This is a genomic window from Nitrobacter sp. 62-13 (genome assembly GCF_001896955.1).
Lineage (GTDB): Bacteria > Pseudomonadota > Alphaproteobacteria > Rhizobiales > Xanthobacteraceae > Nitrobacter.
The window spans coordinates 29,958-52,811 of record NZ_MKRN01000018.1 but is presented as its reverse complement, the minus strand read 5'-3'; the positions used below and the strand labels follow the sequence as shown (position 1 = coordinate 52,811).

Annotated in this window: 22 protein-coding genes, 1 tRNA gene and 1 pseudogene; 11 read left to right on the top strand and 13 right to left on the bottom strand. The window is 63.2% G+C overall.

Annotated elements, in window-relative coordinates:
* The 3 genes from rpsA to aroA form a co-directional block, all read right to left on the bottom strand.
* Positions 1–1,366, bottom strand: a 1,366-nt coding sequence (gene rpsA, locus BGN91_RS02950) for a 30S ribosomal protein S1 (protein ID WP_292610460.1), incomplete at its 3' end; no start/stop codon positions are given.
* A gap of 686 nt (positions 1,367–2,052) precedes the next feature.
* Positions 2,053–2,691, bottom strand: a complete 639-nt coding sequence (gene cmk, locus BGN91_RS02945; protein WP_292610459.1) for a (d)CMP kinase — start codon at positions 2,689–2,691, stop codon at positions 2,053–2,055.
* On the bottom strand, positions 2,688–4,034 hold the full coding sequence (aroA, locus tag BGN91_RS02940; RefSeq protein WP_292610458.1) for a 3-phosphoshikimate 1-carboxyvinyltransferase: 1,347 nt from the start codon (positions 4,032–4,034) through the stop codon (positions 2,688–2,690). The genes cmk and aroA overlap by 4 nt, the downstream gene beginning before the upstream one ends.
* Before the next feature lie 147 nt (positions 4,035–4,181).
* Here aroA and BGN91_RS02935 point away from each other — a divergent pair, with 147 nt between their 5' ends.
* The 10 genes from BGN91_RS02935 (at position 4,182) to BGN91_RS02890 (ending at position 13,826) form a co-directional block, all read left to right on the top strand.
* Positions 4,182–4,601: a TIGR02300 family protein gene (locus tag BGN91_RS02935; protein WP_292610457.1), complete on the top strand. Its 420-nt coding sequence runs from the start codon at positions 4,182–4,184 to the stop codon at positions 4,599–4,601.
* Between the two features lie 70 nt (positions 4,602–4,671).
* Positions 4,672–4,747, top strand: a tRNA-Ala gene (locus BGN91_RS02930).
* A 320-nt stretch (positions 4,748–5,067) separates the two neighbouring features.
* Positions 5,068–6,384, top strand: a complete 1,317-nt coding sequence (gene ugpB / locus BGN91_RS02925) for a sn-glycerol-3-phosphate ABC transporter substrate-binding protein UgpB (protein ID WP_292610456.1) — start codon at positions 5,068–5,070, stop codon at positions 6,382–6,384.
* Between the two features lie 113 nt (positions 6,385–6,497).
* Entirely contained in the window at positions 6,498–7,379 is an 882-nt protein-coding gene (gene ugpA / locus BGN91_RS02920; protein ID WP_292610455.1) for a sn-glycerol-3-phosphate ABC transporter permease UgpA, read from the top strand.
* 139 nt (positions 7,380–7,518) lie between these two features.
* Positions 7,519–8,367, top strand: coding sequence for a sn-glycerol-3-phosphate ABC transporter permease UgpE (gene ugpE, locus BGN91_RS02915; RefSeq protein WP_292610454.1), 849 nt, complete (start codon positions 7,519–7,521; stop codon positions 8,365–8,367).
* Positions 8,368–8,373: 6 nt separating this feature from the next.
* Entirely contained in the window at positions 8,374–9,462 is a 1,089-nt protein-coding gene (locus BGN91_RS02910; RefSeq protein WP_292610453.1) for a sn-glycerol-3-phosphate import ATP-binding protein UgpC, read from the top strand.
* A gap of 176 nt (positions 9,463–9,638) precedes the next feature.
* Positions 9,639–10,064: an Hsp20 family protein gene (locus tag BGN91_RS02905; protein ID WP_292610452.1), complete on the top strand. Its 426-nt coding sequence runs from the start codon at positions 9,639–9,641 to the stop codon at positions 10,062–10,064.
* A 96-nt stretch (positions 10,065–10,160) separates the two neighbouring features.
* Positions 10,161–10,427 carry a DUF1150 domain-containing protein gene (locus BGN91_RS02900; protein ID WP_292610451.1) on the top strand — a complete coding sequence of 89 codons (267 nt, stop codon included), beginning with the start codon at positions 10,161–10,163 and terminating at the stop codon, positions 10,425–10,427.
* A gap of 133 nt (positions 10,428–10,560) precedes the next feature.
* On the top strand, positions 10,561–12,402 hold the full coding sequence (gene ilvD / locus BGN91_RS02895) for a dihydroxy-acid dehydratase (protein WP_292610450.1): 1,842 nt from the start codon (positions 10,561–10,563) through the stop codon (positions 12,400–12,402).
* 113 nt (positions 12,403–12,515) lie between these two features.
* On the top strand, positions 12,516–13,826 hold the full coding sequence (locus BGN91_RS02890; protein WP_292610449.1) for a DUF2254 domain-containing protein: 1,311 nt from the start codon (positions 12,516–12,518) through the stop codon (positions 13,824–13,826).
* 15 nt (positions 13,827–13,841) lie between these two features.
* Here the strand turns inward: BGN91_RS02890 and BGN91_RS02885 are convergent, their stop codons facing one another.
* From BGN91_RS02885 to BGN91_RS02865, 5 genes are all read right to left on the bottom strand, one after another.
* Positions 13,842–14,240 carry a DUF930 domain-containing protein gene (locus BGN91_RS02885; RefSeq protein WP_292610448.1) on the bottom strand — a complete coding sequence of 133 codons (399 nt, stop codon included), beginning with the start codon at positions 14,238–14,240 and terminating at the stop codon, positions 13,842–13,844.
* A 331-nt stretch (positions 14,241–14,571) separates the two neighbouring features.
* On the bottom strand, positions 14,572–15,033 hold the full coding sequence (gene ptsN, locus BGN91_RS02880) for a PTS IIA-like nitrogen regulatory protein PtsN (RefSeq protein WP_292610447.1): 462 nt from the start codon (positions 15,031–15,033) through the stop codon (positions 14,572–14,574).
* A gap of 347 nt (positions 15,034–15,380) precedes the next feature.
* Positions 15,381–15,977 carry a ribosome-associated translation inhibitor RaiA gene (raiA, locus tag BGN91_RS02875; RefSeq protein WP_292610446.1) on the bottom strand — a complete coding sequence of 199 codons (597 nt, stop codon included), beginning with the start codon at positions 15,975–15,977 and terminating at the stop codon, positions 15,381–15,383.
* A gap of 56 nt (positions 15,978–16,033) precedes the next feature.
* Positions 16,034–17,677, bottom strand: a complete 1,644-nt coding sequence (rpoN, locus tag BGN91_RS02870; protein WP_292610445.1) for an RNA polymerase factor sigma-54 — start codon at positions 17,675–17,677, stop codon at positions 16,034–16,036.
* A gap of 263 nt (positions 17,678–17,940) precedes the next feature.
* A complete protein-coding gene (locus BGN91_RS02865; protein WP_292610444.1) occupies positions 17,941–18,321 on the bottom strand; it encodes a DNA-directed RNA polymerase subunit N in 381 nt (126 codons plus the stop codon).
* A gap of 93 nt (positions 18,322–18,414) precedes the next feature.
* On the opposite strand from BGN91_RS02865, the gene BGN91_RS02860 reads away from it, so the two are divergent.
* Positions 18,415–18,834, top strand: a complete 420-nt coding sequence (locus tag BGN91_RS02860) for a hypothetical protein (protein ID WP_292610443.1) — start codon at positions 18,415–18,417, stop codon at positions 18,832–18,834.
* A gap of 24 nt (positions 18,835–18,858) precedes the next feature.
* On the opposite strand, the gene lptB is transcribed toward BGN91_RS02860, so the two are convergent.
* The 5 genes and pseudogenes from lptB to BGN91_RS02835 all read right to left on the bottom strand — a co-directional run.
* Positions 18,859–19,866: an LPS export ABC transporter ATP-binding protein gene (lptB, locus tag BGN91_RS02855; RefSeq protein WP_292610442.1), complete on the bottom strand. Its 1,008-nt coding sequence runs from the start codon at positions 19,864–19,866 to the stop codon at positions 18,859–18,861.
* Positions 19,867–20,062: 196 nt separating this feature from the next.
* Entirely contained in the window at positions 20,063–20,746 is a 684-nt protein-coding gene (locus tag BGN91_RS02850; RefSeq protein WP_292610441.1) for an LptA/OstA family protein, read from the bottom strand.
* The gene (lptC, locus tag BGN91_RS02845) at positions 20,743–21,486 is read right to left on the bottom strand and encodes an LPS export ABC transporter periplasmic protein LptC (RefSeq protein ID WP_292610461.1); all 744 of its coding nucleotides are present in this window, start codon (positions 21,484–21,486) and stop codon (positions 20,743–20,745) included. Before lptC ends, BGN91_RS02850 begins: the two co-directional genes overlap by 4 nt.
* A gap of 362 nt (positions 21,487–21,848) precedes the next feature.
* Complete coding sequence (locus tag BGN91_RS02840) at positions 21,849–22,469, bottom strand: ribonuclease D (RefSeq protein WP_292610440.1); 621 nt, start codon at positions 22,467–22,469, stop codon at positions 21,849–21,851.
* Positions 22,470–22,641: 172 nt separating this feature from the next.
* Positions 22,642–22,854, bottom strand: a pseudogene (locus BGN91_RS02835) (hypothetical protein); the annotation flags it as partial.

The window sequence follows — 22,854 nt, the reverse complement described above, 5'->3', positions numbered from 1 at the left end:
CGTCGCCCGGCTCGGCGAACGGGTCGCCTTCGAGCTGCTTGACGCCGAGCGAGATGCGTTCCTTCTCGACGTCGACGTCGAGCACGACGGCCTTGACCATGTCGCCGCGCTTGAAGTTGTCGATGACCTGCTCGCCCGGCACTTTCCAGTCGAGATCGGAGAGGTGGACCATGCCGTCGACGTCGCCTTCCAGGCCGAGGAACAGACCGAACTCGGTCTTGTTCTTGACCTCGCCCTCCACGGTCGAGCCGACCGGGTGCTTCTCGACGAACGCTTCCCACGGGTTGCGCATGGTCTGCTTGAGACCGAGCGAAATCCGCCGCTTGATGGAATCGACTTCCAGCACCTGCACCTCGACTTCCTGCGAGGTCGAGACGATCTTGCCGGGGTGCATGTTCTTCTTGGTCCACGACATCTCGGAGACGTGGATCAGGCCCTCGATGCCCGGCTCCAGTTCGACGAACGCGCCGTAGTCGGTGATGTTGGTGACGCGGCCTGTGAAGCGGGCGTTGAGCGGATACTTCGCCTCGATGCCCTGCCACGGATCGTCCAGGAGCTGCTTCATGCCGAGCGAGATGCGGTGGGTCTCGTGGTTGATCTTGATGATCTTGACCTTCACCGTCTGGCCGATGGCCAGCACCTCGGTCGGATGATTGACGCGGCGCCAGGCGATATCGGTGACGTGCAGCAGGCCGTCGATGCCGCCGAGATCAACGAATGCGCCGTAGTCGGTGATGTTCTTCACCACGCCGTCGATCACCTGACCCTCTTCGAGGTTCTGCACCAGTTCCTGACGCTGCTCGGCGCGGGTCTCTTCGAGCACGGTGCGGCGCGAGACGACGATGTTGCCACGGCGGCGATCCATCTTGAGGATCTGGAACGGCTGCGTGTTGTTCATCAGCGGGCCGACGTCGCGGATCGGGCGGATGTCCACCTGCGAGCGCGGCAGGAAGGCGACCGCACCGTCGAGATCGACCGTGAAGCCGCCCTTGACCTGATTGAAGATGACGCCGTGCACCTTCTCGTTATTCTGGAATGCCTTTTCGAGCTTGCCCCAGCTTTCTTCGCGGCGCGCTTTATCGCGCGACAGCACGGCCTCGCCGAGTGCGTTCTCGATGCGATCGAGGAACACCTCGACCTCGTCGCCGACCTTCAGGGTGCTCTCGCGGCCGGGTCCGGAGAATTCGCGCAGCGCCACGCGGCCTTCGGTCTTGAGGCCGACATCGATGACGGCCATGTCCTTCTCGATCGCGACCACCTTGCCCTTGATGACGGAGCTTTCCTGCAGGTTGCCGCCGGCGAAGGACTCGTCGAGCATTGCGGCAAAATCGTCACGGGACGGGTTGTAGGTATCAGTCGAAGCCATTTGTTCTCCAAAGCGGGATACTTGCCGGCGGTTCAGGTTGACGGGCGTTTCACGCGGGAAGGGTCAGGGGTCCGCAATCCTGACGACCGCTGTGCGGGAACATGCAACAACGGGCCGGCAGCAGCCTTCACGTTCGAAACGATGAATGTCTCCGGGAGCCCTTGGCGAGCGATCGACCGCAGAACGACCGACATCAAGACGGAGCGGGACGTTCCTCCATGACGGCGGGAGTTTGAAACCCCGGCCGGCCCGCTCGGACAGCCTCGACACTTCGACGATGGTCCGGATGCGCAGGATATAACGGCAAAAGCTGCGGTAAACAAGGGAGTACGTGCAAGGGCCCCGGTTTCGGAACGTCTGACTCCCGCTTTTGCGCGAGGCATGTCCCCGGGACCGACCCGAGGAGGGATGGCGATCGGCGCGAAGAAAGCGCGTCAAATCAAAATCATAAAGCTTCGCTTCTGATTCCGTTGGAAGCGGAATGGCGCTGTCTTCGCGGCCGAAAGAGGAAATTGTTGCAATAGTCTTTCGCGTCCCAGAATCGTGAGCCGGCTTGCTTCTGGTGGAGTTCGGCATCGAATGCGGATAGTGGCCGGACGCCGCCGGGCGCAAGTGCCTTGAACGCGCGCCACAAAAACCGCGCCTGCATCACCGCTTCCCGGTGATCGACAGCGTCCGGCGTGCGCTCATCTGCGGAGGCGTCCGGCCCTGACCGCCTCGACAATGGCGATGGCGGCCTTCAGGCCGGCCTCGATATCGAGATTGGAATTGTCGAGCACGTGAGCGTCCGCGGCCGCCTTCAGCGGTGCGACGGGCCTGTTGCGATCCCGGTCGTCGCGTTTGAGGATGTCTGCCAGAACCACCGCCTCGTCGACATCCTCGCCGCGCGAGCGCGCCTCCAGCGTGCGCCGGCGGGCGCGTATGATGGGATCGGCCACCACGAAAATCTTCACGTCGGCGTCGGGGCAGATCACGGTCCCGATGTCGCGGCCGTCGAGCACCGCGCCTGGCGGTTCGGCGGCGAACTGGCGCTGAAAGGTCAGAAGCGCCTCACGCACCTGTGGAAATGCCGACACCACCGAAGCCGCTTCGCCGATCGCCCGGGTTTTCAGGGCCGGATGGCCGAATTTTTCCGGGTCGAGTTCGTGCGCGGCCGCCACCGCGCGCGCTTCGTCGGACGGATCCGCGCCAGCGTCGATCAGGGCTTTTGCGACCGCGCGATAGATTACCCCGGTATCGAGATGGCGAAAGTGATAGTGCGCGGCAAGGCGCTTGCCGAGCGTGCCTTTTCCCGAAGCCGCAGGGCCGTCGATGGCGATGATCATGCGAAGTCTGCCCCCAGCCGCCGCATCATTGGCACGAAATCCGGAAAGCTCGTGGCGATGAAGGCGGTGTCATCGACCTTGACCGGTAAGTCCGACGCGCAGCCCATCGCCAGCGCCGACATCGCGATGCGATGATCCATGTGGGTGGCGACGAGGCCGCCGCCCGGCACATGGCCGCGCCCCTCGACGATCAGGTCGTCGCCGTCGATCTCGACCGCGACGCCATTGACGCGCAGCATGGCGGCGGTCGCTTCCAGGCGGTCGGATTCCTTGACGCGCAATTCCTGCAGGCCGCGCATCACGGTAGCGCCCTCCGCAAACGCAGCCGCGACCGCGAGCACGAGATATTCGTCGATCATCGATGGCGCTCGCGCAGCCGGAACCTCGACGCCGCGCAGCTTCGAGGCGCGCACGCGCAGTTGCGCCATCGGTTCGCCGGCATCGCTGCGCGTTTCGCTTTCCTCGATCGAGGCGCCCATCTCTCGCAGCGTTGCGAACAGCCCGGTTCGCAGCGGGTTGGTCATGACGTCGGTCAGAATGACGTCGGAGCCTGGGGTGATCAGCGCGGCGACGATCGGAAACGCGGCCGACGATGGATCGGCCGGCACCGTGACCTCGGCGCCGTGCAACTCTGGCTGTCCGGTCAGCGAGATTTTGCGCCCGTGTGCGCCGTCCGGCACGGAAACAATGGTTGCGCCAAAATGCGCCAGCATCAGCTCGGTGTGATCGCGGCTGGCCTCTTGCTCGATGACGGTGGTGACACCCGGCGCGGACAATCCCGCCAGCAGCACCGCCGACTTGATCTGCGCCGAGGCGACCGGCGTGCGGTACACGATCGGCAGCGGATCGCGCGCGCCCTGCAATGACAAGGGCAGGCGGCCGCCGTCGCTTTGCGAAACCACCCGCGCGCCCATCAATTCCAGCGGATCGAGGATGCGCCGCATCGGCCGCGAGCGCAGCGAACTGTCGCCATCGAAGGTCGCGGTGATCGGACAACCGGCGACCGCGCCCATCACGAGACGGCATCCGGTGCCGGAATTGCCGAAATCGAGCGGGACCGTGGGCGCCGCGAGCCCGCCGGTGCCGGCGCCGCGCACCGACCAGACGGCTCCGCCCTTGTCATCCATCCGCTCGACCCTGGCGCCCAGCGCCCGCATCGCCTTGGCGGTGTTGAGCACGTCCTCGCCTTCGAGAAGGCCCGAGATCCGGGTTTCTCCGACCGCCAGCGCACCCAGAATCAACGACCGGTGGGAGATCGACTTGTCGCCGGGCACCCGGACGCGGCCGGTCAGCGACTGGCATTTTCGCGCTTCGAGCGGGGTAGGCCGGCCGGAATGAGTCAAGATTGCGGGTTCCTGTTGTGGGCGGCTGGTATCACAGGGTCGCCCGTGCGTCACGTCTGTCGGCTCGTCTGCAAAGCGCTATTGACAGGGCCGTCGCAACTAGCCAAGTGAAGCTCCGCTTTTCAAGAATATCCCGGGATTCCACACGTGGCCAAATCCGAGCTCGGAACCAAGCGCATTTGCCCGACCACTGGCAAGAAGTTCTACGATCTGAACAAGAACCCTGTGATCTCCCCCTATACCGGCGAGGTGGTGCCGATCGTTGTGGCGCCGATGCGAACCCGCGGCGAGGCTGCGCGCGCCGCTGCTGCCGCGGCGTCCGCGTCCGATACGGCGCCGGAGCCCGCGGAAGCCGAAGAGATGGTTTCGCTGGAGGAGGCCGACGCCGAGGAGAACACCGGCAAGGTCAAGAAGGCCGTCGTTCCCGAATCCGAGGACGATATCGAGATCGACGACACCCTCGACGATGACGAGGACGACGACTCCACCTTCATCGCCGACGAGGAAGAGGGCGATGAGGACGTGACCGACATCATCGGCGACGTCGGCGACGACGAGGAGACTTGAGATCGGCCCTGAACTGTGGTTCAGGGTCTTTATTAGACCGCGCTGCCCTGATTTGGTGCGGATCTATCAAGGGGCCATAGCTCAGCTGGGAGAGCGCTTGCATGGCATGCAAGAGGTCGGCGGTTCGATCCCGCCTGGCTCCACCACTGTCCGGCCGATTTTTCAAGATCGCCTGACCTGCGCCCCGCTTTTTGCGCCCCGCTTTTGCTGGCATCCAAGGACGTGGATGGCCCCATAATGTCCGGCGGGAGACTTCCTGATTCCATCTAAACCCGATCTTGCCATCATGCGATGGAACCCGGCCACGAGAAGTCCCGTTTGATACGGGCGATTTCGTTCCTCGGATTTGACCTTTCCCTGAACGCAGTTTGCCCGGTATCCTTCCTTTCGCTTTCAGGATCGTTTGCAGGTTATCCAGCGCCGTATCGCGCGAAATGAAGATAACGGCCAACTCTTGAGGAAAATGATGGGTATTCGACGATTTGCCGGCGCGGCCGTGGTCGCCGCCGTTCTCGCCCTGGCCACGCCCGCCCACGCCGTGACGGAAATCCAGTGGTGGCACGCCATGACCGGCGGCAACAACGACGTCATCGTCAAGCTCGCCAACGATTTCAATGCCTCGCAGAGCGACTACAAGGTCGTCCCGACCTACAAGGGTGGCTACGCCGACACCATGAATGCCGGCATCGCGGCATTCCGGGCCGGCACCGCGCCCGCGATTCTGCAGGTGTTCGAGGTCGGCACCGCCACCATGATGGTGGCGACCGGGGCGGTGAAGCCGGTCTACAAGCTGATGGCCGAGACCGGCGAGAAGTTCGATCCGAAGGCCTATCTGCCGACCATCACCGGCTACTATTCGACCTCCAAGGGCGAGATGCTGTCGTTTCCGTTCAACTCGTCATCCACCGTGATGTGGGTCAACCTCGACGCGCTGAAGAAAGCCGACATTGCCGAGATTCCCAAGACCTGGCCGGAAGTGTTCGACGACGCCAGGAAACTGAAAGCGGCCGGTTATGCCACCTGCGGCTTCTCCAACGCCTGGGTGACCTGGGTCAATCTCGAACAGCTTTCGGCCTGGCACAATGTGCCGCTCGCGACCAAGGCCAACGGTCTCGACGGTTTCGACACCAAGCTGGTGTTCAACGGACCGCTCCAGGTGCGCCATCTGCAGAACCTGATCGACCTCCAGAAGGACAAGACCTACGACTATTCCGGCCGGACCAACACCGGCGAGGGGCGCTTCACGTCGGGCGAATGTCCGATCTTCCTGACCTCGTCGGGCTTCTTCGGCAATGTCAGCAAGCAGGCCAAATTCCACTGGACCAACGCGCCGATGCCCTACTATCCCGACGTCAAGGACGCGCCGCAGAATTCGATCATCGGCGGGGCATCGCTATGGGTGATGGGCGGCAAATCGCCCGAAGTCTACAAGGGCGTCGCCAGGTTCCTCGCCTTCCTCTCCGACACCGATCGACAGGTCTATATCCACAAGGCCTCCGGTTATCTGCCGATCACCAAGGCGGCCTATGCCAAGGCCAAGGAGGAGGGTTTCTACAAGGACCATCCCTATCTCGAAACGCCGTTGAAGGAATTGACCAACAAGGAGCCGACCGAGAATTCCCGCGGGCTGCGGCTCGGCAACATGGTGCAATTGCGCGACGTCTGGGCCGAGGAGATCGAGCAGGCGCTGGCGGGCAAGAAGACCGCGCAGCAGGCGCTCGACGCGGCGGTGGAGCGCGGCAATGTCATGCTGCGCCAGTTCGAGCGGACGGTGGCGAAGTAGCCGGCGCCCCTGTCCCCTGGACGCTGATCGACTTCGTTTCGGCGTGAAGTATCGTGTCCCTCCCCGGCGCAAGAGCGGGGCGGAGAACAGTGGCGATGCGGGGGCGATAGCCGATGCAAAAGCAGTCCGTCTTTCATTCGCGTCTGCTGCCTTATCTTCTGGTCGCGCCGCAGCTCGCCGTGGTGCTGATCTTCTTCTACTGGCCCGCCGTGCAGGCGGTCATCCAGTCGTTCCTGCTGCAGGACGCTTTCGGACTGTCGACAGCCTTCGTTTGGCTCGACAACTACCGGGACGTATTGAACCAGCCCGACTATTTCGACGCGGTCGTCCGCACCTTCGTGTTTTCCTTCCTGATCGCGCTGTCGTCGCTGTCGCTGGCGCTGCTGCTCGCCGTCATGGCCGACAAGCCGCTGCGCGGCAGCGCCGTCTACCGAACGCTGCTGATCTGGCCCTATGCGATCTCGCCGCCGGTGGTCGGCGTGCTCTGGGTATTCATGCTCAATCCATCGCTCGGCATCATCGCGCATGGACTGCGCGCCATCGGCGTCGACTGGAATCCTCTGCTCGACGGCAATCAGGCGGCAGCGCTGATCATCCTCGCGGCGGCATGGAAGCAGATCTCCTACAACTTCCTGTTTTTTCTCGCCGGTCTTCAGGCCATCCCATCGAGCGTGATCGAGGCGGCGGCGATCGACGGCGCGCGACCGGCGCGACGATTCTGGACCATCATCGTTCCGCTGCTGTCGCCGACGATCTTCTTCCTCGTCGTCGTCAACATCGTCTACGCCTTCTTCGATACTTTCGGCATCATCGACACCATGACGCGTGGCGGGCCGGCGAATGCGACCGAGACGCTTGTCTACAAGGTCTACGAGGACGGCCTGCTCGGCGGCAATCTCGGCGGCTCGGCGGCGCAGTCCGTGATCCTGATGGGCATCGTGATCGTGCTGACCGCGATCCAGTTCCGTTTTGTCGAACGCAAGGTGAATTACTGATGGCGCGGTGTCTCGAACACGATCGTCATGGCCGGGCTTGTCCCGGCCATCCACGTCTTGCCTGCCTTGCTGTCGTAAAGACGTGGATACCCGGCACAAGGCCGGGCATGACGGAGAACTTGCGCGAGGGATGCCCCTGATGATCGAGCGGCAGAAATTCGGCAACCTCATTCCCCACGTCGTGCTTTGCATCGGCGTGCTGATCGTGGCTTTTCCGGTCTATCTCGCCTTCGTCGCGACCACGCAGGACACCGCCACCATCGCCAACGGCCAGATGTCGCTGCTGCCGGGCGATCACTTCCTCGAAACGTTTTACAGGACGCTGTTCATCGGCTCGTCCGGCACCACGCGCGAGCCCGTATTCGTGATGCTGTTCAACTCGTTCGTGATGGCGATGTTGATCGCGGTGGGAAAGATCGCGATCTCGATCATCTCGGCCTACGCCGTGGTCTATTTTCGCTTCCGGTTCCGGATGACGATTTTCTGGCTGATCTTCATCACGCTGATGCTGCCGGTCGAGGTCCGCATCTATCCGACCTACAAGATCGCAGCAGACCTGCATCTGCTCGACAGTTACGCCGGACTGACGCTGCCGCTGATCGCCTCGGCCACCGCGACGCTGTTGTTTCGGCAATTCTTCATGACGGTGCCTGACGAACTGCTCGAGGCCTCGCGCATCGACGGCGCGGGACCGTTCCGCTTCTTCAAGGATACGCTGCTGCCGTTGTCGCGCACCAACATGGCGGCGCTGTTCGTGATCCTGTTCATCCTCGGCTGGAATCAGTATTTGTGGCCGCTGCTGATCACGACCCGCGACGACATGCAGACCATCCAGATCGGCATCCGCAAGATGATCGTCACCTCCGACGCGCTGACCGAATGGCCGGTGGTGATGGCGACCGCGGTGCTCGCGATGCTGCCGCCGGTGTTCATCGTCGTCGTGATGCAAAAGCTGTTCGTGCGCGGACTGGTGGAGACGGAGAAGTGATCTCTCATGGCTGACGTCGCTCTCCGCAACGCCCACAAGACCTATGCCGGCAACGTCGAGGCCATCAAGGGCATCAGCCTCGCGGTCGGCGACGGACAGTTGTGCGTGCTGGTCGGCCCTTCCGGCTGCGGCAAGTCCACGCTGCTGCGCATGGTGGCGGGCCTGGAGACCGTCACCTCGGGCGAGATCGAGATCGGCGGCCGCATCGTCAACGAGATCGAGCCGGCCGACCGCGACATCGCGATGGTGTTCCAGAACTACGCGCTCTATCCGCACATGAGCGTCTACAACAACATGGCCTACGGCCTGCGCAACCGCGGCGTGGCCAAGCCGGAGATCGACAGCCGCGTGCGCGAGGCGGCGCAGATTCTCGAGATCGGCTCGCTGCTCGATCGCAAGCCGAAGCAACTCTCCGGCGGCCAGCGCCAGCGCGTCGCCATGGGCCGCGCGATCGTGCGGCAGCCGAAGGTGTTTTTGTTCGACGAGCCACTGTCGAATCTCGACGCCAAGTTGCGTATCGCCATGCGGGTCGAGATCCGGAGGCTGCAACGGCGGCTGAAGACCACCTCGCTCTACGTGACCCACGACCAGCTCGAGGCGATGACGCTCGCCGACGTTCTGGTGGTGATGAACGGCGGCCTTGTCGAGCAGGTCGGCAATCCGCTGGAGATCTACCGGAAGCCCGCCACCACCTTCGTGGCGTCGTTCATCGGCGCGCCGCCGATGAACCTGATTCCCTTGCAGGGCGACGATGCAAACCTCGCCGGCGCGGGAGGGCAGGCGGGCATTCTCGGGGTCCGGCCGGAAGATCTGGCGCTCTCCGACCAGCCGGCGCCCGCCGGCGGCGTCGCGCTGGAACTGACCGTCGAGGCGATCGAGCGGGTCGGAGCCGAAACCTATGTCTACGGTATCCGCAGCCGGCCGGCCGGCGCGCGGACAGCGAGCTCAGGGCCGGGCGAACCGCCTCCCGGCGAGATTCTGGTTCGCATTCCCGGTCAGGGCGGTCCGTCGGTCGGCGAGCGGGTTCGCGCGGTTGCAGTGCAGGACAAACTCCATTTGTTCAGCGCCTGCGGCCGCAAGCGGCTTGATTCCTGATCCGATTTCAAAGTGTTGGCGATGCGCCCGACATCTTGAACGGCATGCAAATCATCGCCATATTCGGTTTGACCGGCTGGAAAGCTCCAGACGGTCGCACGGGGCGCCGCAAGGGCCCCAACGCATGATCCGACAAAGGTCGTGCGCGTCAAAGTCGCTTCGAGAGGACTTTGTGAATGTCTCGTGTTCCTTCGTTGTCCAGTCCGTTCCTCCTGGGATTCGACGAGATCGAGCGTGCGCTCGACCGCGTCGTCAAAGGCGCTGACGGCTATCCTCCCTACAACATCGAGCGGTGCGACCGTAACAACGGCGAGCCGGAGCGCCTGCGGATCACGCTGGCGGTGGCGGGCTTCACCCGCGACCAACTCGATGTGACCATTGAGGAAAATCAGCTTGTGATCCGGGGCCGGCAGCAGGAGGACAAGGCCCGGCAATATATCCATCGCGGCATCGCCGCACGCCACTTCCAGCGCACCTTCGTGCTGGCGGAGGGGATGTTGGTGCTGGGCGCGGACCTGAAAAACGGGCTATTGTCCATCGATCTGGCCAGGCCGGAACCTGAAAGGGTCGTTAAGACAATCGCGATCAATGAACACGAATAATGCATGGCCCGGAAAAGCAATAACCGGTGAAAAACATGCATCCGAGTGCAACGAGTAGCGGACTCGACCGCTTAGTCTATAGAAGGAGTCGAGACCATGAGTGAAGTGAGTTCCACATTCCGACCCGAAAGCGTCTCGATCGAGACGCTGGCGCAGCTCGGCGAAGGCCATATCGCCTACGTGAAACAGGTTCGTTCCGAGGACGTGCCGGAACTGTTTCCGCAGGCTCCGAAAATCGCGCCAGGCCTCATGCTGTTCGCGCTGCATGCCGCCGACGGCACGCCCATCATGCTCACCGATTCGCGCGAGGCCGCGGTCGCGAGCGCCTGGAGCAACGAGCTGCAGGCCGTCAGCGTGCACTGATCCTGCGCCGCCGGCGCGGAGCAACGAGTTAGCGGAAAGCGGCGGCGCGTTGAGCGCAGCCGCTTTTCTGTTTGCGGCCTCCGGCGGGGGCTGTATGGTCCCGCCAAACTGTTGAACGTCCGGGAAAAAACCCATGCCCGCCTATCGCTCGCGAACCTCCACCCACGGCCGCAACATGGCCGGCGCCCGCGGACTGTGGCGCGCCACCGGCATGAAGAACGAGGATTTCGGCAAGCCGATCATCGCCGTGGTCAACTCTTTCACCCAGTTCGTGCCCGGCCACGTTCACCTCAAGGACCTCGGCCAGCTTGTTGCGCGCGAGATCGAGAAGGCCGGCGGCGTCGCCAAGGAGTTCAACACCATCGCGGTGGACGACGGCATCGCCATGGGCCACGACGGCATGCTCTACAGCCTGCCTTCGCGCGAGATCATCGCCGACAGCGTCGAATACATGGTCAACGCGCATTGCGCCGACGCCATGGTCTGCATCTCCAATTGCGACAAGATCACGCCCGGCATGCTGATGGCGTCGCTGCGCCTCAACATTCCGTCGGTGTTCGTCTCCGGCGGTCCGATGGAATCCGGCAAGGTCAATCTCAACGGCAAGGTCAGGTCGATCGATTTGATCGACGCCATGATCGCCGCCGCAGACGACAAGGTGACCGACGCCGAGGTCGAGGTGATCGAACGCTCCGCGTGTCCGACCTGCGGCTCGTGTTCGGGCATGTTCACCGCCAATTCGATGAACTGCCTGACCGAGGCGCTCGGCCTCGCATTGCCGGGCAACGGCTCGGTGCTTGCCACTCATGCCGACCGCAAGGGCCTGTTCATCGAGGCCGGCCACCTGATCGTCGATCTGGCGCGGCGGTACTACGAGCAGGACGACGGCAGCGCGCTGCCGCGCGCGATCGCGAGCTTCAAGGCGTTCGAGAACGCGATGACGCTCGACATCTCGATGGGCGGTTCCACCAACACCGTGCTGCATCTGCTCGCGGCGGCTTACGAAGGCGAAGTGCCGTTCACGATGAAGGACATCGATCGGCTGTCGCGTCGCGTGCCGGTGCTGTGCAAGGTCGCGCCTTCGGTGGCGGATGTGCATCTGGAAGACGTGCATCGCGCCGGCGGCATCATGGGCATCCTCGGCGAACTCGATCGCGCCGGCCTGATCGATAGCAGCCTGCCGACGGTTCACAGCGCCTCGCTGAACGACGCGCTGGAACGCTGGGACATCAAGCGGACGAAAAGCGATAGCGTTCGCAATTTCTATCTGGCCGCGCCGGGCGGCGTGCGCACCGAGGTCGCGTTCAGCCAGGACAGGCGGTACGAGGAACTCGACGCCGATCGTTCAAATGGCTGCATCCGCGATGCCGAACACGCCTTCTCGAAGGACGGCGGTCTTGCGGTGCTCTACGGCAACATCGCGCGCGACGGCTGCATCGTGAAGACCGCCGGCGTCGACGACAGCATCCTGAAGTTCTCGGGCCCCGCGCGGATCTTCGAAAGCCAGGACGCCGCGGTGGACGCCATTCTCACCAACAAGATCAAGGCAGGCGACGTCGTCGTCATCCGTTACGAAGGCCCGCGCGGCGGGCCCGGCATGCAGGAGATGCTGTATCCGACCAGCTATCTGAAATCGAAAGGTCTCGGCAAGCAGTGCGCGCTGATCACCGACGGCCGTTTCTCCGGCGGCACCGCCGGCCTGTCGGTCGGCCACGCGTCGCCAGAAGCGGCGGAGGGCGGCGCGATCGGTCTTGTCGAGGAAGGCGATACGATCGAGTTCGATATTCCCAATCGCAAGGTGCATCTTGCGGTCGACGATGCCGAGATCGAGCGCCGCCGCGCGGCGATGGAGGCGAAGGGCGACAAGGCGTGGAAGCCCGCGCCACGCAAGCGCCGCGTGACGGCGGCGCTGAAAGCCTATGCCGCGCATGCCACCAGCGCCGCACTCGGCGCCGTGCGGGTGGTGAAGGACTGAGCGCGCCTCCTGTCGGCAACCAATGGTCCAACTGATGCGTTAAAGGGTGCGTTACAGGGGCAGACGTCGGGTCTGTGTCGCTAACTCCGCGTGGTCCGAGGGGAGGCCGCACAATGACCGCCCGAATCCGAAAATTTCTGAACGATCTTGGCGATACCTTCTGGCTGCTGCCGGCCTTAATGGTATTTGCGGGCGTGCTTGCGGCGCTCGGATTAGTGGCGTTCGACCGTAGTGGAATCGTTCCGCCCTGGCTGCTTCAGAACTGGCTTTACGATGGCGGTGCGACGGGTGCACGGACCTTGCTCGGTGCTGTCGCGTCCTCCACGATCGGTGTAGCCGGCACGGTGTTTTCGATCACCATCGCGGCACTGTCTCTGGCTGCTGGCCAGATGGGTCCGCGTCTGCTGCGCAACTTCATTCGCGACCGCGGCAACCAGATTACGCTCGGCGCCTTTCTCGGCACATTCTCCTATGCACTCGTCGTGTTGCGCAGCGTTCGCACCCATGACGAGGGAGCGTTCGTCCCGCATCTCGCTCTCAGCGTCGGCATCGTTCTGGCTTTCGGATGCGTCGTCACGCTGGTTTATTTTGTTGGCCACATGGCCAGCCGCATCAATGTCGATACAGTCATCGGACTTGTCAGCGAGGACCTCGGCTCGGCGTTCCGGCGGCTGACCACCGAGAAGCGACAACCTGAACCGTCGCCGGACAGTTTCTGGTCGGATGCCACGCCGGTCACCGATACGCGTCGCGGATACCTGCAACAACTTGATGAAACAGGCTTGGCCAACTGGGCGGCTGAACACAACACGAGCCTTCGCTTGCTCGTCAGACCGGGCCACTACGTCTTTCCCGGCGCGCCGATCGCGGTGATGATGCCTCCGGTGGAAGGCGCCGATGCCGCGATTCGCAACGCGACTGCGCTCGGTCCGCAGCGAGTCAGTTCGGCCGATCTCGAATTTGCGGTCCGGCAACTGGTGGAGGTCGCGGTCCGCGCACTGTCGCCGGGGGTCAACGATCCACATACCGCGATGAGCGTGCTGGACCGGCTCGGCGCAGGACTCTGCGATATTGTGCCACTTCATCTTCCGAACGGCGTTCACCTGCGCGACGATCGCGTGGCGCTGATGGTGCCGGCCATTCAGTATGATGGATTGCTCGACGCCATGTTTCACATGATCCGTCAGGCGGCTGCGTCAAATGCGGCCGTGCTGATCCGGATGCTGGAGGTGCTGACGTCGGTCGTCAGTTCGGAGCGAGATCATCTCCGCATGGGCTCGCTGCAGCGTCATGCCAATCTTGTGGTCGGCGCCGCCAGGCGGAATGTTCACATGCCCCAGGACCTCGCGGACGTCGAGCGGCGTTACCTTGCCTTTGTCACAATGCGTGAGGACGGTCCGCTGGGACAATTCAGGTCAGGCTGAGACAAAGACATCCTTTCAATCCCACAACCCGTATTCCGGCCACTTCGACTTCGGGATCACCGCGCCGACGTGATAGGTGAACGACAACACGTTGAGATGGTCGGACGACGTCTTGCACTTGAACGAGAACGCGTACCATTTTCCGCCGCTGCGGAATGCGCCGCCGGTGCCTTCGATCGTGTCGCCGTGATGTCGTGGCGGAGTAATGACGTTGGATTTGGCGCGATCGGGTTTCGGAAGCTTTCCGTTCACGCCGATGTGGTTGACGGCCGCGAGATCGCAGACCTGTTCCAGCCGTGTTTGCGGATCGAGCTTGCCGAGGCTTGCAAGAAGCCTCGGGTCCGCTGCGCCGGCTGGCACCACGACGGAAAGAACGAAAGCGCAGATCAGCAGGATGGATTTTGCGGGCGGCATCATGGCTCCGGATGGATGTCGAACGGTCGCGGTTCTTGTCGGTCCATGCTTGTGCAAATCACGACAAGTGACCCGTCATCTCTCCTGTTCGGGGAGAGCACAATGCCGCGAGGATCCGTTCCGTTAAATCAAGAATCACTCCAGCGGAATGGATTTGACACCCGCTGCCCGTTGCGCCGCAAGTTCGTGAAGCGAATGTCAAATCCAGGACTCAACAGGAAGTTCATGATTCGCCAATGGTCCTTTGATTCCATCATTCGCAAGAGCCCTGCCGACAAGGGGCGCAAATGTTGGAATCAAAGGACCATTGGCGGGGGGGATTCGCAACCGCTTAGGGGACCGTCGCCGGCGGCAGCGCCAGCACCGAATAGATCGCCTCTGCATCGCGCGAGGCGCGCAGCTTGTTGGCGATGTCCTGATCGCGGAGCAGCCGGGCGATTCGCGCCAAAGCCTTCAGGTGATCCGCGCCGGCGCCTTCGGGCGCCAGCAGCAGGAAAATCAGATCGACCGGCTGGCCATCCATCGCCTCGAAATCGATCGGACGGTCGAGCCGTGCGAACAGGCCGAATATCTTGTCGAGTTTCTGCAGCTTGCCGTGCGGAATCGCGACGCCGTAGCCGACCGCCGTGGTTCCGAGCTTCTCACGCCGCAACAGGACCTCAAAAATCGCGCGGTCGTTCTGTCCCGTCAATTCAGAAGCGCGCGCGGCCAGTTCCTGCAGCGCCTGTTTCTTGCTGTTGACTTTCAACGCAGGAATGATCGCCTCGGGTGCGACCAGGTCGGTAATCATCATATGACGTTCCGAGGTGAGTTTTGCCGTCAGGTTGCGAAAGACACGTCAGACAAGCAGCAACAGCGTGAGCCCACATCAGGGCGAACGCACATGGTTCGCGGCCCTCCGGCCGGGTGACCGGCCTTATAGTCTAACGCGAGCCCGATGCCAATTCCTGAACTTTCGCCTCCGCCCGGTGGAAAACCGATCCCGAGGGGCCGCGGATCCGAGATCACGATGATTTTGGATCGAATCGATCCAAAATCGTGGATGCGATCGATTCTAATATTTCGAGCGGGATGCGGGCGGGAAACCACCGCACACTCACCCCGCTCCGGAAGCGGCCTCCCGGGGTCAATTGCGGCAAGTCACGCCGTGCCGTTGACCGCCGGCGGGTCGATCCAGCCCACATTGCCGTCTGGCCTGCGATAGATCACGTTGACGCGGCCGCTGGAGCCGTGCTGGAAAACCAGCACGGGCACGCCGGTGAAATCGAGCTCCATCACCGCCTCGCTGACCGAGAGCCGCCTGAGCGAGGTCGTGGCTTCCGCGATGATGACCGGATTGAAAGCGGTAACCTCGTCTTCGCCGTCCACGGCGGGCGCCTCGATGACGTAGCTCGGCGCGTCGAGGTCGGCGATGGCTTCCGCCGCGGCATGCGCCTTGCGGGCCGAGCGATCCTTGAGGCGGCTCTTGTAGCGGCGCAACCGCTTCTCGATCTGCAGCAGCGCCTGATCGGCGCTCATATAGGCATCCGCGGCGTTGGATTCGGCTTCGAGCGTCACTCCGGAATCCAGATGCAGCGCACAGTCGGTACGGAACCCGAAACCATCCTTGCTCAGCGTGATGTGACCCGAATACTTTCCGTCAAAATATTTTCGGAGAACTTCGTCGGTGCGACCGCTGAGGCGCCCGCGCAGCGCCTCGCCGACATTGATGCTCTTGCCCGAGATTCGAAGTGTCATGGCACGCCTCGTCCATCATGAGTAGGAATGGATTATCGGGCGTGGCGGGCGCGCAATCAAGCCGGTGTGGCGTCGCTGGAACGATCGGCCGGGGGCGCCGCCGCCGTCCCCGGCTTGCCGGGCAGGTTCTGCTTGTCGCGGCGGCGTTGCACCGAGGATGGAATTCGCAGGGCCTCGCGATATTTCGCGACGGTGCGCCGGGCGATATCGATGCCGGCTTCGCGCAATTGTTCCACGATGGTGTCGTCGGACAGGACGGCCGCCGGATCCTCCGCCTCGATCAACCGCCTGATGTGATGACGGACGGCCTCCGCCGAATGGGCGTCGCCACCGTCGGCTGAGGCGATCGACGCTGTGAAGAAGTACTTCAGCTCGAAGATGCCGCGATTCGTCGCCATGTATTTGTTGGCGGTGACGCGCGACACCGTGGACTCGTGCATCTGGATCGCATCCGCCACGGCCTTGAGATTGAGCGGCCTCAGGCGTGCGATGCCGTGCGTGAAAAAGCCGTCCTGCTGGCGCACGATCTCGGTCGCGACCTTGAGAATGGTGCGGGCGCGTTGATCGAGCGCACGGACCAGCCAGGTCGCGTTCTGCAGGCAATCGGTGAAATAGGTCCTGTCGCCGTCCGTGCGGATCGTCTTCGACAGTTCCGCATAGTAGCTCTGGTTGACCAGCACGCGCGGCAGCGTATCGCTGTTGAGTTCCACGAGCCAGCCGCCGTCGGGGCCGGGCCGGACGTACACATCCGGCACCACGGTCTGCGTGCGCGTGGCGCCGAATTTCAATCCGGGCTTGGGATCGAGATGACGAATTTCTCCGATCATCCCGGCAAGGTCTTCGTCATCGACGCCGCAGATCCTGCGCAAGGCTGCGAAATCGCGCTTCGCCAGCACGTCGAGATGCTCGATCAGCGCCTGCATCGCCGGATCGTAGCGGTCCTTTTCGCGCAACTGGATCGCAAGGCATTCGCTTAGGCTGCGGGCGCAAATCCCGGGCGGATCGAAGCTCTGAAGCACTGCCAGCACGGCAGCGACATCACGTTCGGCGGCACCGAGCTTGTCGCCGGCTTCGCCGAGATCAGGGGGCAGGTAACCGGCTTCGTCGACGAGGTCGATCAGATATTGTCCGATCATGCGCTGCGCCGGCTCCGTGACCGCGACCGCGAGCTGTTCGGCGAGATATTCGGCAAGCGTTACTTCAGCGGCGACGAAGGCTTCGAGATTGTAGCTGTCGTCGCTCGAGGCGCCGCCGCCCCATTCGGTGAACGCGGTCGGTGCGGAATCCTGTGCGGTCCGCGCCGCGGTCTCGGCCGGTTCCTCCGGAAAGACGTTTTCGAGGCCGCTGTCGAAGGTCTGCTCGATCTCGGTGCGGCTGCCGAGATCGCGGTTCATCCACTCCTCAGACGCGGATTCGGAATCCTGGCCGCCGGGACGATCGCCCGCGGCGTCTTCCCCGAACGCCGCGGCTTCGCTGTCTGAAAAGCCGGTGGCGGCTTCGGAGGGTGCGGAGTCCGCCGCCGCTGAATCAGGACCGTCGTCGCCGGCGCGCTCCAGCAGCGGGTTGCGTTCCAGCTCGCTCTCGACGAATGCGGCAAGGTCGAGATTCGACAGTTGCAGCAGCTTGATCGCCTGCATGAGCTGCGGCGTCATCACCAGCGACTGGGACTGTCGGAATTCGAGTCTCTGCGTCAGCGCCATGCCAAGACCGGTCCAAAAATTGGTCCGATTCTTGCTTAACTTTTTTGCGGCCAGATGTATACGCCTTGACGGTGGCGAAATCCGACTCCGACGGAATCAGGAGCGAGCATCATGATTCCAATCTGGCGCGTTTTCTTCGCGAGCCACGTCGGATCGACGCGGCTGCTCAAAATGCGCTGGCAGCGCGGCCGTCGTAATCCGCGCAGGGATTGATTCGGGCGACTCAATCCAGGCCAAGAATCCAGAAGGCCCTCAGGAAGGCGTCAATCCAAGGCCTGCACCGGAGGCATCGCCGGCGCAAGGTTGACGGCGCGTGGCGCAGCGGCCGCCGCTGGTTTGGGGCCTGTTGTCTGTATGCCCGCCGCGCGGCGCGTATCATTCGCGGCCGTCAGCCGTCGCGGCGATCGTCTGGCTGATCGCTGGTGCGGTCGTCGTGATGAGTGACGCAGTCCCCATGAACGAGCGATTTTCGGGCCGGCGGTATAGCCGACCACAGCGCCGGCCAGCGCCCCGACCGGACCCAGCACCACCGCGCCCGACAGCGCACCCAGCGCAGCGTCGCCGGCGCGTTCCTGCGCCTGTAGCGCCGAGGATAAGAGCGGCAACGCCAAAGCGGCCGCGGCGACGACTTTCATGATTTTCATTTTTGCGCTCCCCGTATTGCCCGCGAGGAAGACCGAAGAATGCGGCGAGACGACGGTCGTCACGCCTCCGAGAAGCCCGACCAGGTTCCAAATTTGGCCACCGACACGCGTCAGCTTCGACGCACCAGTTCCGCCGCCAGAACTGTTCGGCTTCCGATGGAGTCGGAAGCCGGGCTCGATGACTTCGATTTGGCGGTTCTCTTCACGCACCACGAGAAAATACACATGTTCAGAATGAGCCTTCTTGTTGCGGCCGCGAGTTTGCTGGTCGCGTTCCGGGCGTCCGCCGCCGACTTCTCCTACGCCGGGGAGCCCCCGCAGGTCGCGCCGGTCGCTCCGACTCGTATGGTTTGCGATGATGACGGGAATTGCTACCGCACGCGCGCGCAGCGTTACGTCGAATCCTGGCATGATGACGATGATGAGGATGACAGCGGCGAATACCGCTACCATCGTCCGCACTATGTCGCGCCGGGTCCCGGTTTCTATCGCAGTTATGATGACGACGAGTAGCCGGCGGGCAATAGCGAGAACGCTCTAAAGCCGGAATTCCTCGCCAAGATAGAGACGACGCACGTCGGGATCGTTGACGATCGCGTCGGGAGTGCCCTCGGTCAGGATTTCGCCGGCGTAAACGATATAGGCGCGGTCGGTGAGGCCGAGCGTTTCGCGAACGTTGTGGTCGGTGATCAGCACGCCGATGCCGCGATTGGTCAGGTGGCGCACGAGATCCTGGATATCGCCGACCGCGATCGGGTCGATGCCGGCGAACGGCTCGTCGAGCAGCATGTAGTTCGGACGCGTCGCCAGTGCGCGCGCGATTTCCACGCGCCGCCGCTCGCCGCCGGAGAGCGCGATCGAGGGCGACTTGCGCAAGCGGCTGATGTTGAATTCCTCGAGCAGCGCATCGAGCTCGGCCTCGCGCTTCTTCTTGCTGGGCTCGACGACCTCGAGCACCGCGCGGATATTCTGTTCGACGCTGAGGCCGCGGAAGATCGAGGCTTCCTGCGGCAGATAGCCGATGCCGAGCCGCGCCCGCTGATACATCGGCAGCTTCGTCACGTCGTGACCGTCGAGTTCGATCGTGCCGCGATCGGCAGGAATAAGACCGGTGATCATGTAGAACACGGTGGTCTTGCCGGCGCCGTTCGGACCCAGCAGGCCGACCGCCTCGCCGCGACGGACATAGATGCTGACGCCGTGCACCACCTGGCGCGAGCCGAAACTTTTTTCCACGCCGTGAACGGCGAGGTAGCCGGGACGCTGGGCCATTCGTGGAGCGGCCGCGCCGTTGGAGGAGGCATGTGGACGAGGGGCTCCCGGCGCGGAGCGGACCGGGGGCCGGGCTCGCGGGACGGGCCGGGCCGGAGGAACGTCGCGGGGAGCCGCGCGGGCAATCGGCGGTGCGTCGCGCACCGGATTGGTCAGCATCTCGCCGACCCTATCGTCGTCTCCGAGCGCCGTGATGTCGGGCTGGTTTCGCGCAAACGCTTGCGGTCCGCGTTTTTGCGGCCGTTTGCGGAACACGTTGAAGATGTCCACCATGGGCGCTTGCTCAGCCTCTCACGGTCGTTCGCCCGCACCCGCAGCGTGCCTGATTCGTCGCCTCACCATGAATGAGGAAACGGTCGCGGCCCTCAATACCCGACTGCACCGCCGCCTCAAAACGGTTCGCGGTAGATACCGACGGACCGCCGCGGGTTCAACTCCTGCCGCCCTGCGCTTCGACAATTAGCTGAAATCATTTAGGTTTTTGTGTGGATCCGGAAAGCGGCATCGGTCCGGCCAACGGCCCTCCCTGCCCGGACGACTGAAAAAGGCCCTGCACCCGTCCATTGTTCGATTCGACGCGCGACACGCCGGTGGTCATGTCGACGATCAGCCTGTCGCCGCGCAGCACGTTCTTGCCCTGGGTCAGAACGACCCCGCCGAGCATGGTGACCAGATTGGTCTTGGTGTCGAACACAGCGGTCTCGCCGGTCACGACCTGATCCTTCTGCGTCACCACCACGTTGCCCTTGGCCTCCAGCCGCTTGATGGAGGATGCGCCCGATGGACCCGGCGTCGCCGCGGCCATCGTCGTCTTCGCCGGCGCATTGCTCCTCGCATTGGCCGATTTGCCGCTCTCATAATAGACCACGAGGGTCCTCGACGTCATCGTGGTGTCGCCCTGCACCACCTTGACGTTTCCGGAGAAGGTCGCCTCCTTCTTCTTGTCGCGCATCTCCAGCGCGGCGGCCTCGATCTGGATCGGCTGATCGCGATTCTGGGAAAAGCCCTGCATCGCATTGGGAACGCCCTGCATCGAGCTTTGCCCGGCCGCTTCGCCGGCCGTCATCACTGCGAAGGCGATCAGTCCGCTGCACAGCAGGCAGGCGAGCCGGGTCGCCAGCGGAAGAACACGGCTTTGCATGGCCAGAATCATTTCGTATTGCCGCGTTTACGTGAGGGACTGCGCGCGCCCTCTGCCGCGGGTGCCGGCGGCAGCGTCTCCTCCGGGGCCGCGTCCGCGGTCGCGACAGGGCGGTCCATGATCAGATGCATCACGACATTGTTTTCGAATCGCACCACGTCGCCCTTTTCGGAAACCTTCATGGTGTCGGCGGTCAGCGTCCCGTTCAGCAATTTGACGTCGACAGGCTGGTCCGACGTGACGGTGCCGCGGCCCATATCCACCAGCGCGTGGTTCAGCCGCGCCTCGTATCCCGTCGAAGATTGCATGAGGATATCCTTGTGCAGATCGAGGATCTGCGTTTTCGTGTCGAACAGCCCGGTGCGGGAATCCAGCGTCACCGTCGTGCGGTCTTCCATCAGCACCTTGGCGCGCAAGGCATGCAGTTCGACATGATCGGGATCGGTGATGTCCTGCGTCGCAGTCGTGGCGCGCATCTCGTAGGGCCGCTTGTCCGGTGTGAAGCCTGACAGGTGCGGCGACTCCATCGTGATCTTGGTGCCGGAGACCACCAGATTGTCGGTGTCGAGCGGCAGCTTGGCCAGCGCACGAAAGGGATTGAAGACCGCGATCGCGATCAGTCCGGTCATGACGAGTCCGACCACGGCCGGCACCGCGATCCGCAACGCCCGCACCATGCGGCTGTGGCGCGCCGCGCGGGCGAAACGCGCTTCCAGCCCGGCCTGATGGGTAGGTTTCTGAACCGGATACACCGCTGCTCCAGGCGTCTGTTTCAAAACATGGTCCCGAAAAGTGAAAGCCGGTTTTCGGATCGGATCATACTCAATCAAAAAACAGTGTTTGAGTCGGATCGACGCAGTCGGGATCGCACTCCGACCATTCTACCCCGAACCGCGGGGTTTGGCAGCCCGGACATCGCAAGACGATGCACCTCGCGCCGGTCTTATGAGTTCGCAGGACCCACGACACCTGACGCAGCGCTCAATTCGCCGTGACGACACCGCAAATCCGGCGCCACCGAGAACGAGGAGTGTGACCGAAACGGGGCGGATTGTTCATGTCGCAGCCGGTCCGGTCCGGGCGGGCCGCCCCCGGCAGACCGGATCATGCCTGTTCATGAATGCGCAAAAATGTCCTCGTCCCTCCATCCGGAGAGATCGAGTCTGGCTCGCGTCGGCAGGAATTCGAAACACGCGTGCGCCAGCTTGTCGCGATCCTCGCGCGCCAGCATGGCGTCGAGCTTGTCGCGCAGGGCATGCAGATGCAACACGTCGGAGGCTGCATAGGCGAGCTGCGCATCACTCAGCGTCTGTGATCCCCAGTCGCTCGATTGCTGTTGCTTGGACAGATCGACATTGAGCAGTTCGCGCACCAGATCTTTCAAGCCATGCCGGTCGGTGTAGGTGCGGGTCAGCCGCGAGGCGATCTTGGTGCAATAGACCGGCTGCGGCATGACGCCAAGCGCGTTGAACAGCGCGGCGAGATCGAAGCGCGCGAAGTGAAAGATCTTGACGATGCCGGGATTGCCCAGCAGTTTTTTCAGGTTCGGCGCGTCATGCTGGCCGGCGGCGATCTGGACCACGTCGGCGGTGCCGTCGCCCGGCGACATCTGCACCACGCACAGGCGGTCGCGATGCGGATTGAGGCCCATGGTCTCGGTGTCGATCGCGGCTGAACGGGTGTAGCGCGCCAGGTCCTGGTCCGGCAGGTCGCCACGGTGCAGGCGAATGGTCATGTGTCTCGGCCTCGGGGGTCATCGAATCGGCGCTGTCCAAGCTACCGCTCAAATGAGCAGGAGGCGAGAGCTGCAAATCAAGCTTTTTCGTATGCGAACGTGCGCGACCGCCTGAAGCGTCTCGAGTTAAACGGCCCGGGGTTGAAACGCTTTATCGTCAACTCACGCTTGCTTAGATGCGGAGCAGCGGATCGGGCTGTATCTCGGATAAAGGTCGGTCCTTTAACGTCCATTCGCGCTGTATCTCATGCACATGGACGTCCCGTGCACCGGCCTTCGTCAATATCTGGACGGCGAGATCCTCCGCGGTGGCGTCCCGCACACTCACCCAGACGACTATTCCGCCTCGCGAAAGTTGTTGTGAAACGCTTTCGCTGTGGCGGTG

What these genes read in the sequence shown, in the direction of transcription:
- BGN91_RS02850 (WP_292610441.1), bottom strand. Translation starts at nt 20,746, where the DNA reads ATGATTCTGGCCATGCAAAGCCGTGTTCTTCCGCTGGCGACCCGGCTC.
- lptB (WP_292610442.1), bottom strand. Translation starts at nt 19,866, where the DNA reads ATGGTGGACATCTTCAACGTGTTCCGCAAACGGCCGCAAAAACGCGGA.
- ilvD (WP_292610450.1), top strand. Translation starts at nt 10,561, where the DNA reads ATGCCCGCCTATCGCTCGCGAACCTCCACCCACGGCCGCAACATGGCC.
- BGN91_RS02910 (WP_292610453.1), top strand. Translation starts at nt 8,374, where the DNA reads ATGGCTGACGTCGCTCTCCGCAACGCCCACAAGACCTATGCCGGCAAC.
- ugpB (WP_292610456.1), top strand. Translation starts at nt 5,068, where the DNA reads ATGGGTATTCGACGATTTGCCGGCGCGGCCGTGGTCGCCGCCGTTCTC.
- ptsN (WP_292610447.1), bottom strand. Translation starts at nt 15,033, where the DNA reads ATGATGATTACCGACCTGGTCGCACCCGAGGCGATCATTCCTGCGTTG.
- BGN91_RS02905 (WP_292610452.1), top strand. Translation starts at nt 9,639, where the DNA reads ATGTCTCGTGTTCCTTCGTTGTCCAGTCCGTTCCTCCTGGGATTCGAC.
- BGN91_RS02840 (WP_292610440.1), bottom strand. Translation starts at nt 22,469, where the DNA reads ATGACCATTCGCCTGCACCGTGGCGACCTGCCGGACCAGGACCTGGCG.
- BGN91_RS02890 (WP_292610449.1), top strand. Translation starts at nt 12,516, where the DNA reads ATGACCGCCCGAATCCGAAAATTTCTGAACGATCTTGGCGATACCTTC.
- BGN91_RS02885 (WP_292610448.1), bottom strand. Translation starts at nt 14,240, where the DNA reads ATGCCGCCCGCAAAATCCATCCTGCTGATCTGCGCTTTCGTTCTTTCC.
- cmk (WP_292610459.1), bottom strand. Translation starts at nt 2,691, where the DNA reads ATGATCATCGCCATCGACGGCCCTGCGGCTTCGGGAAAAGGCACGCTC.
- BGN91_RS02900 (WP_292610451.1), top strand. Translation starts at nt 10,161, where the DNA reads ATGAGTGAAGTGAGTTCCACATTCCGACCCGAAAGCGTCTCGATCGAG.
- rpoN (WP_292610445.1), bottom strand. Translation starts at nt 17,677, where the DNA reads ATGGCGCTGACGCAGAGACTCGAATTCCGACAGTCCCAGTCGCTGGTG.
- BGN91_RS02865 (WP_292610444.1), bottom strand. Translation starts at nt 18,321, where the DNA reads ATGAAAATCATGAAAGTCGTCGCCGCGGCCGCTTTGGCGTTGCCGCTC.
- ugpE (WP_292610454.1), top strand. Translation starts at nt 7,519, where the DNA reads ATGATCGAGCGGCAGAAATTCGGCAACCTCATTCCCCACGTCGTGCTT.
- ugpA (WP_292610455.1), top strand. Translation starts at nt 6,498, where the DNA reads ATGCAAAAGCAGTCCGTCTTTCATTCGCGTCTGCTGCCTTATCTTCTG.
- raiA (WP_292610446.1), bottom strand. Translation starts at nt 15,977, where the DNA reads ATGACACTTCGAATCTCGGGCAAGAGCATCAATGTCGGCGAGGCGCTG.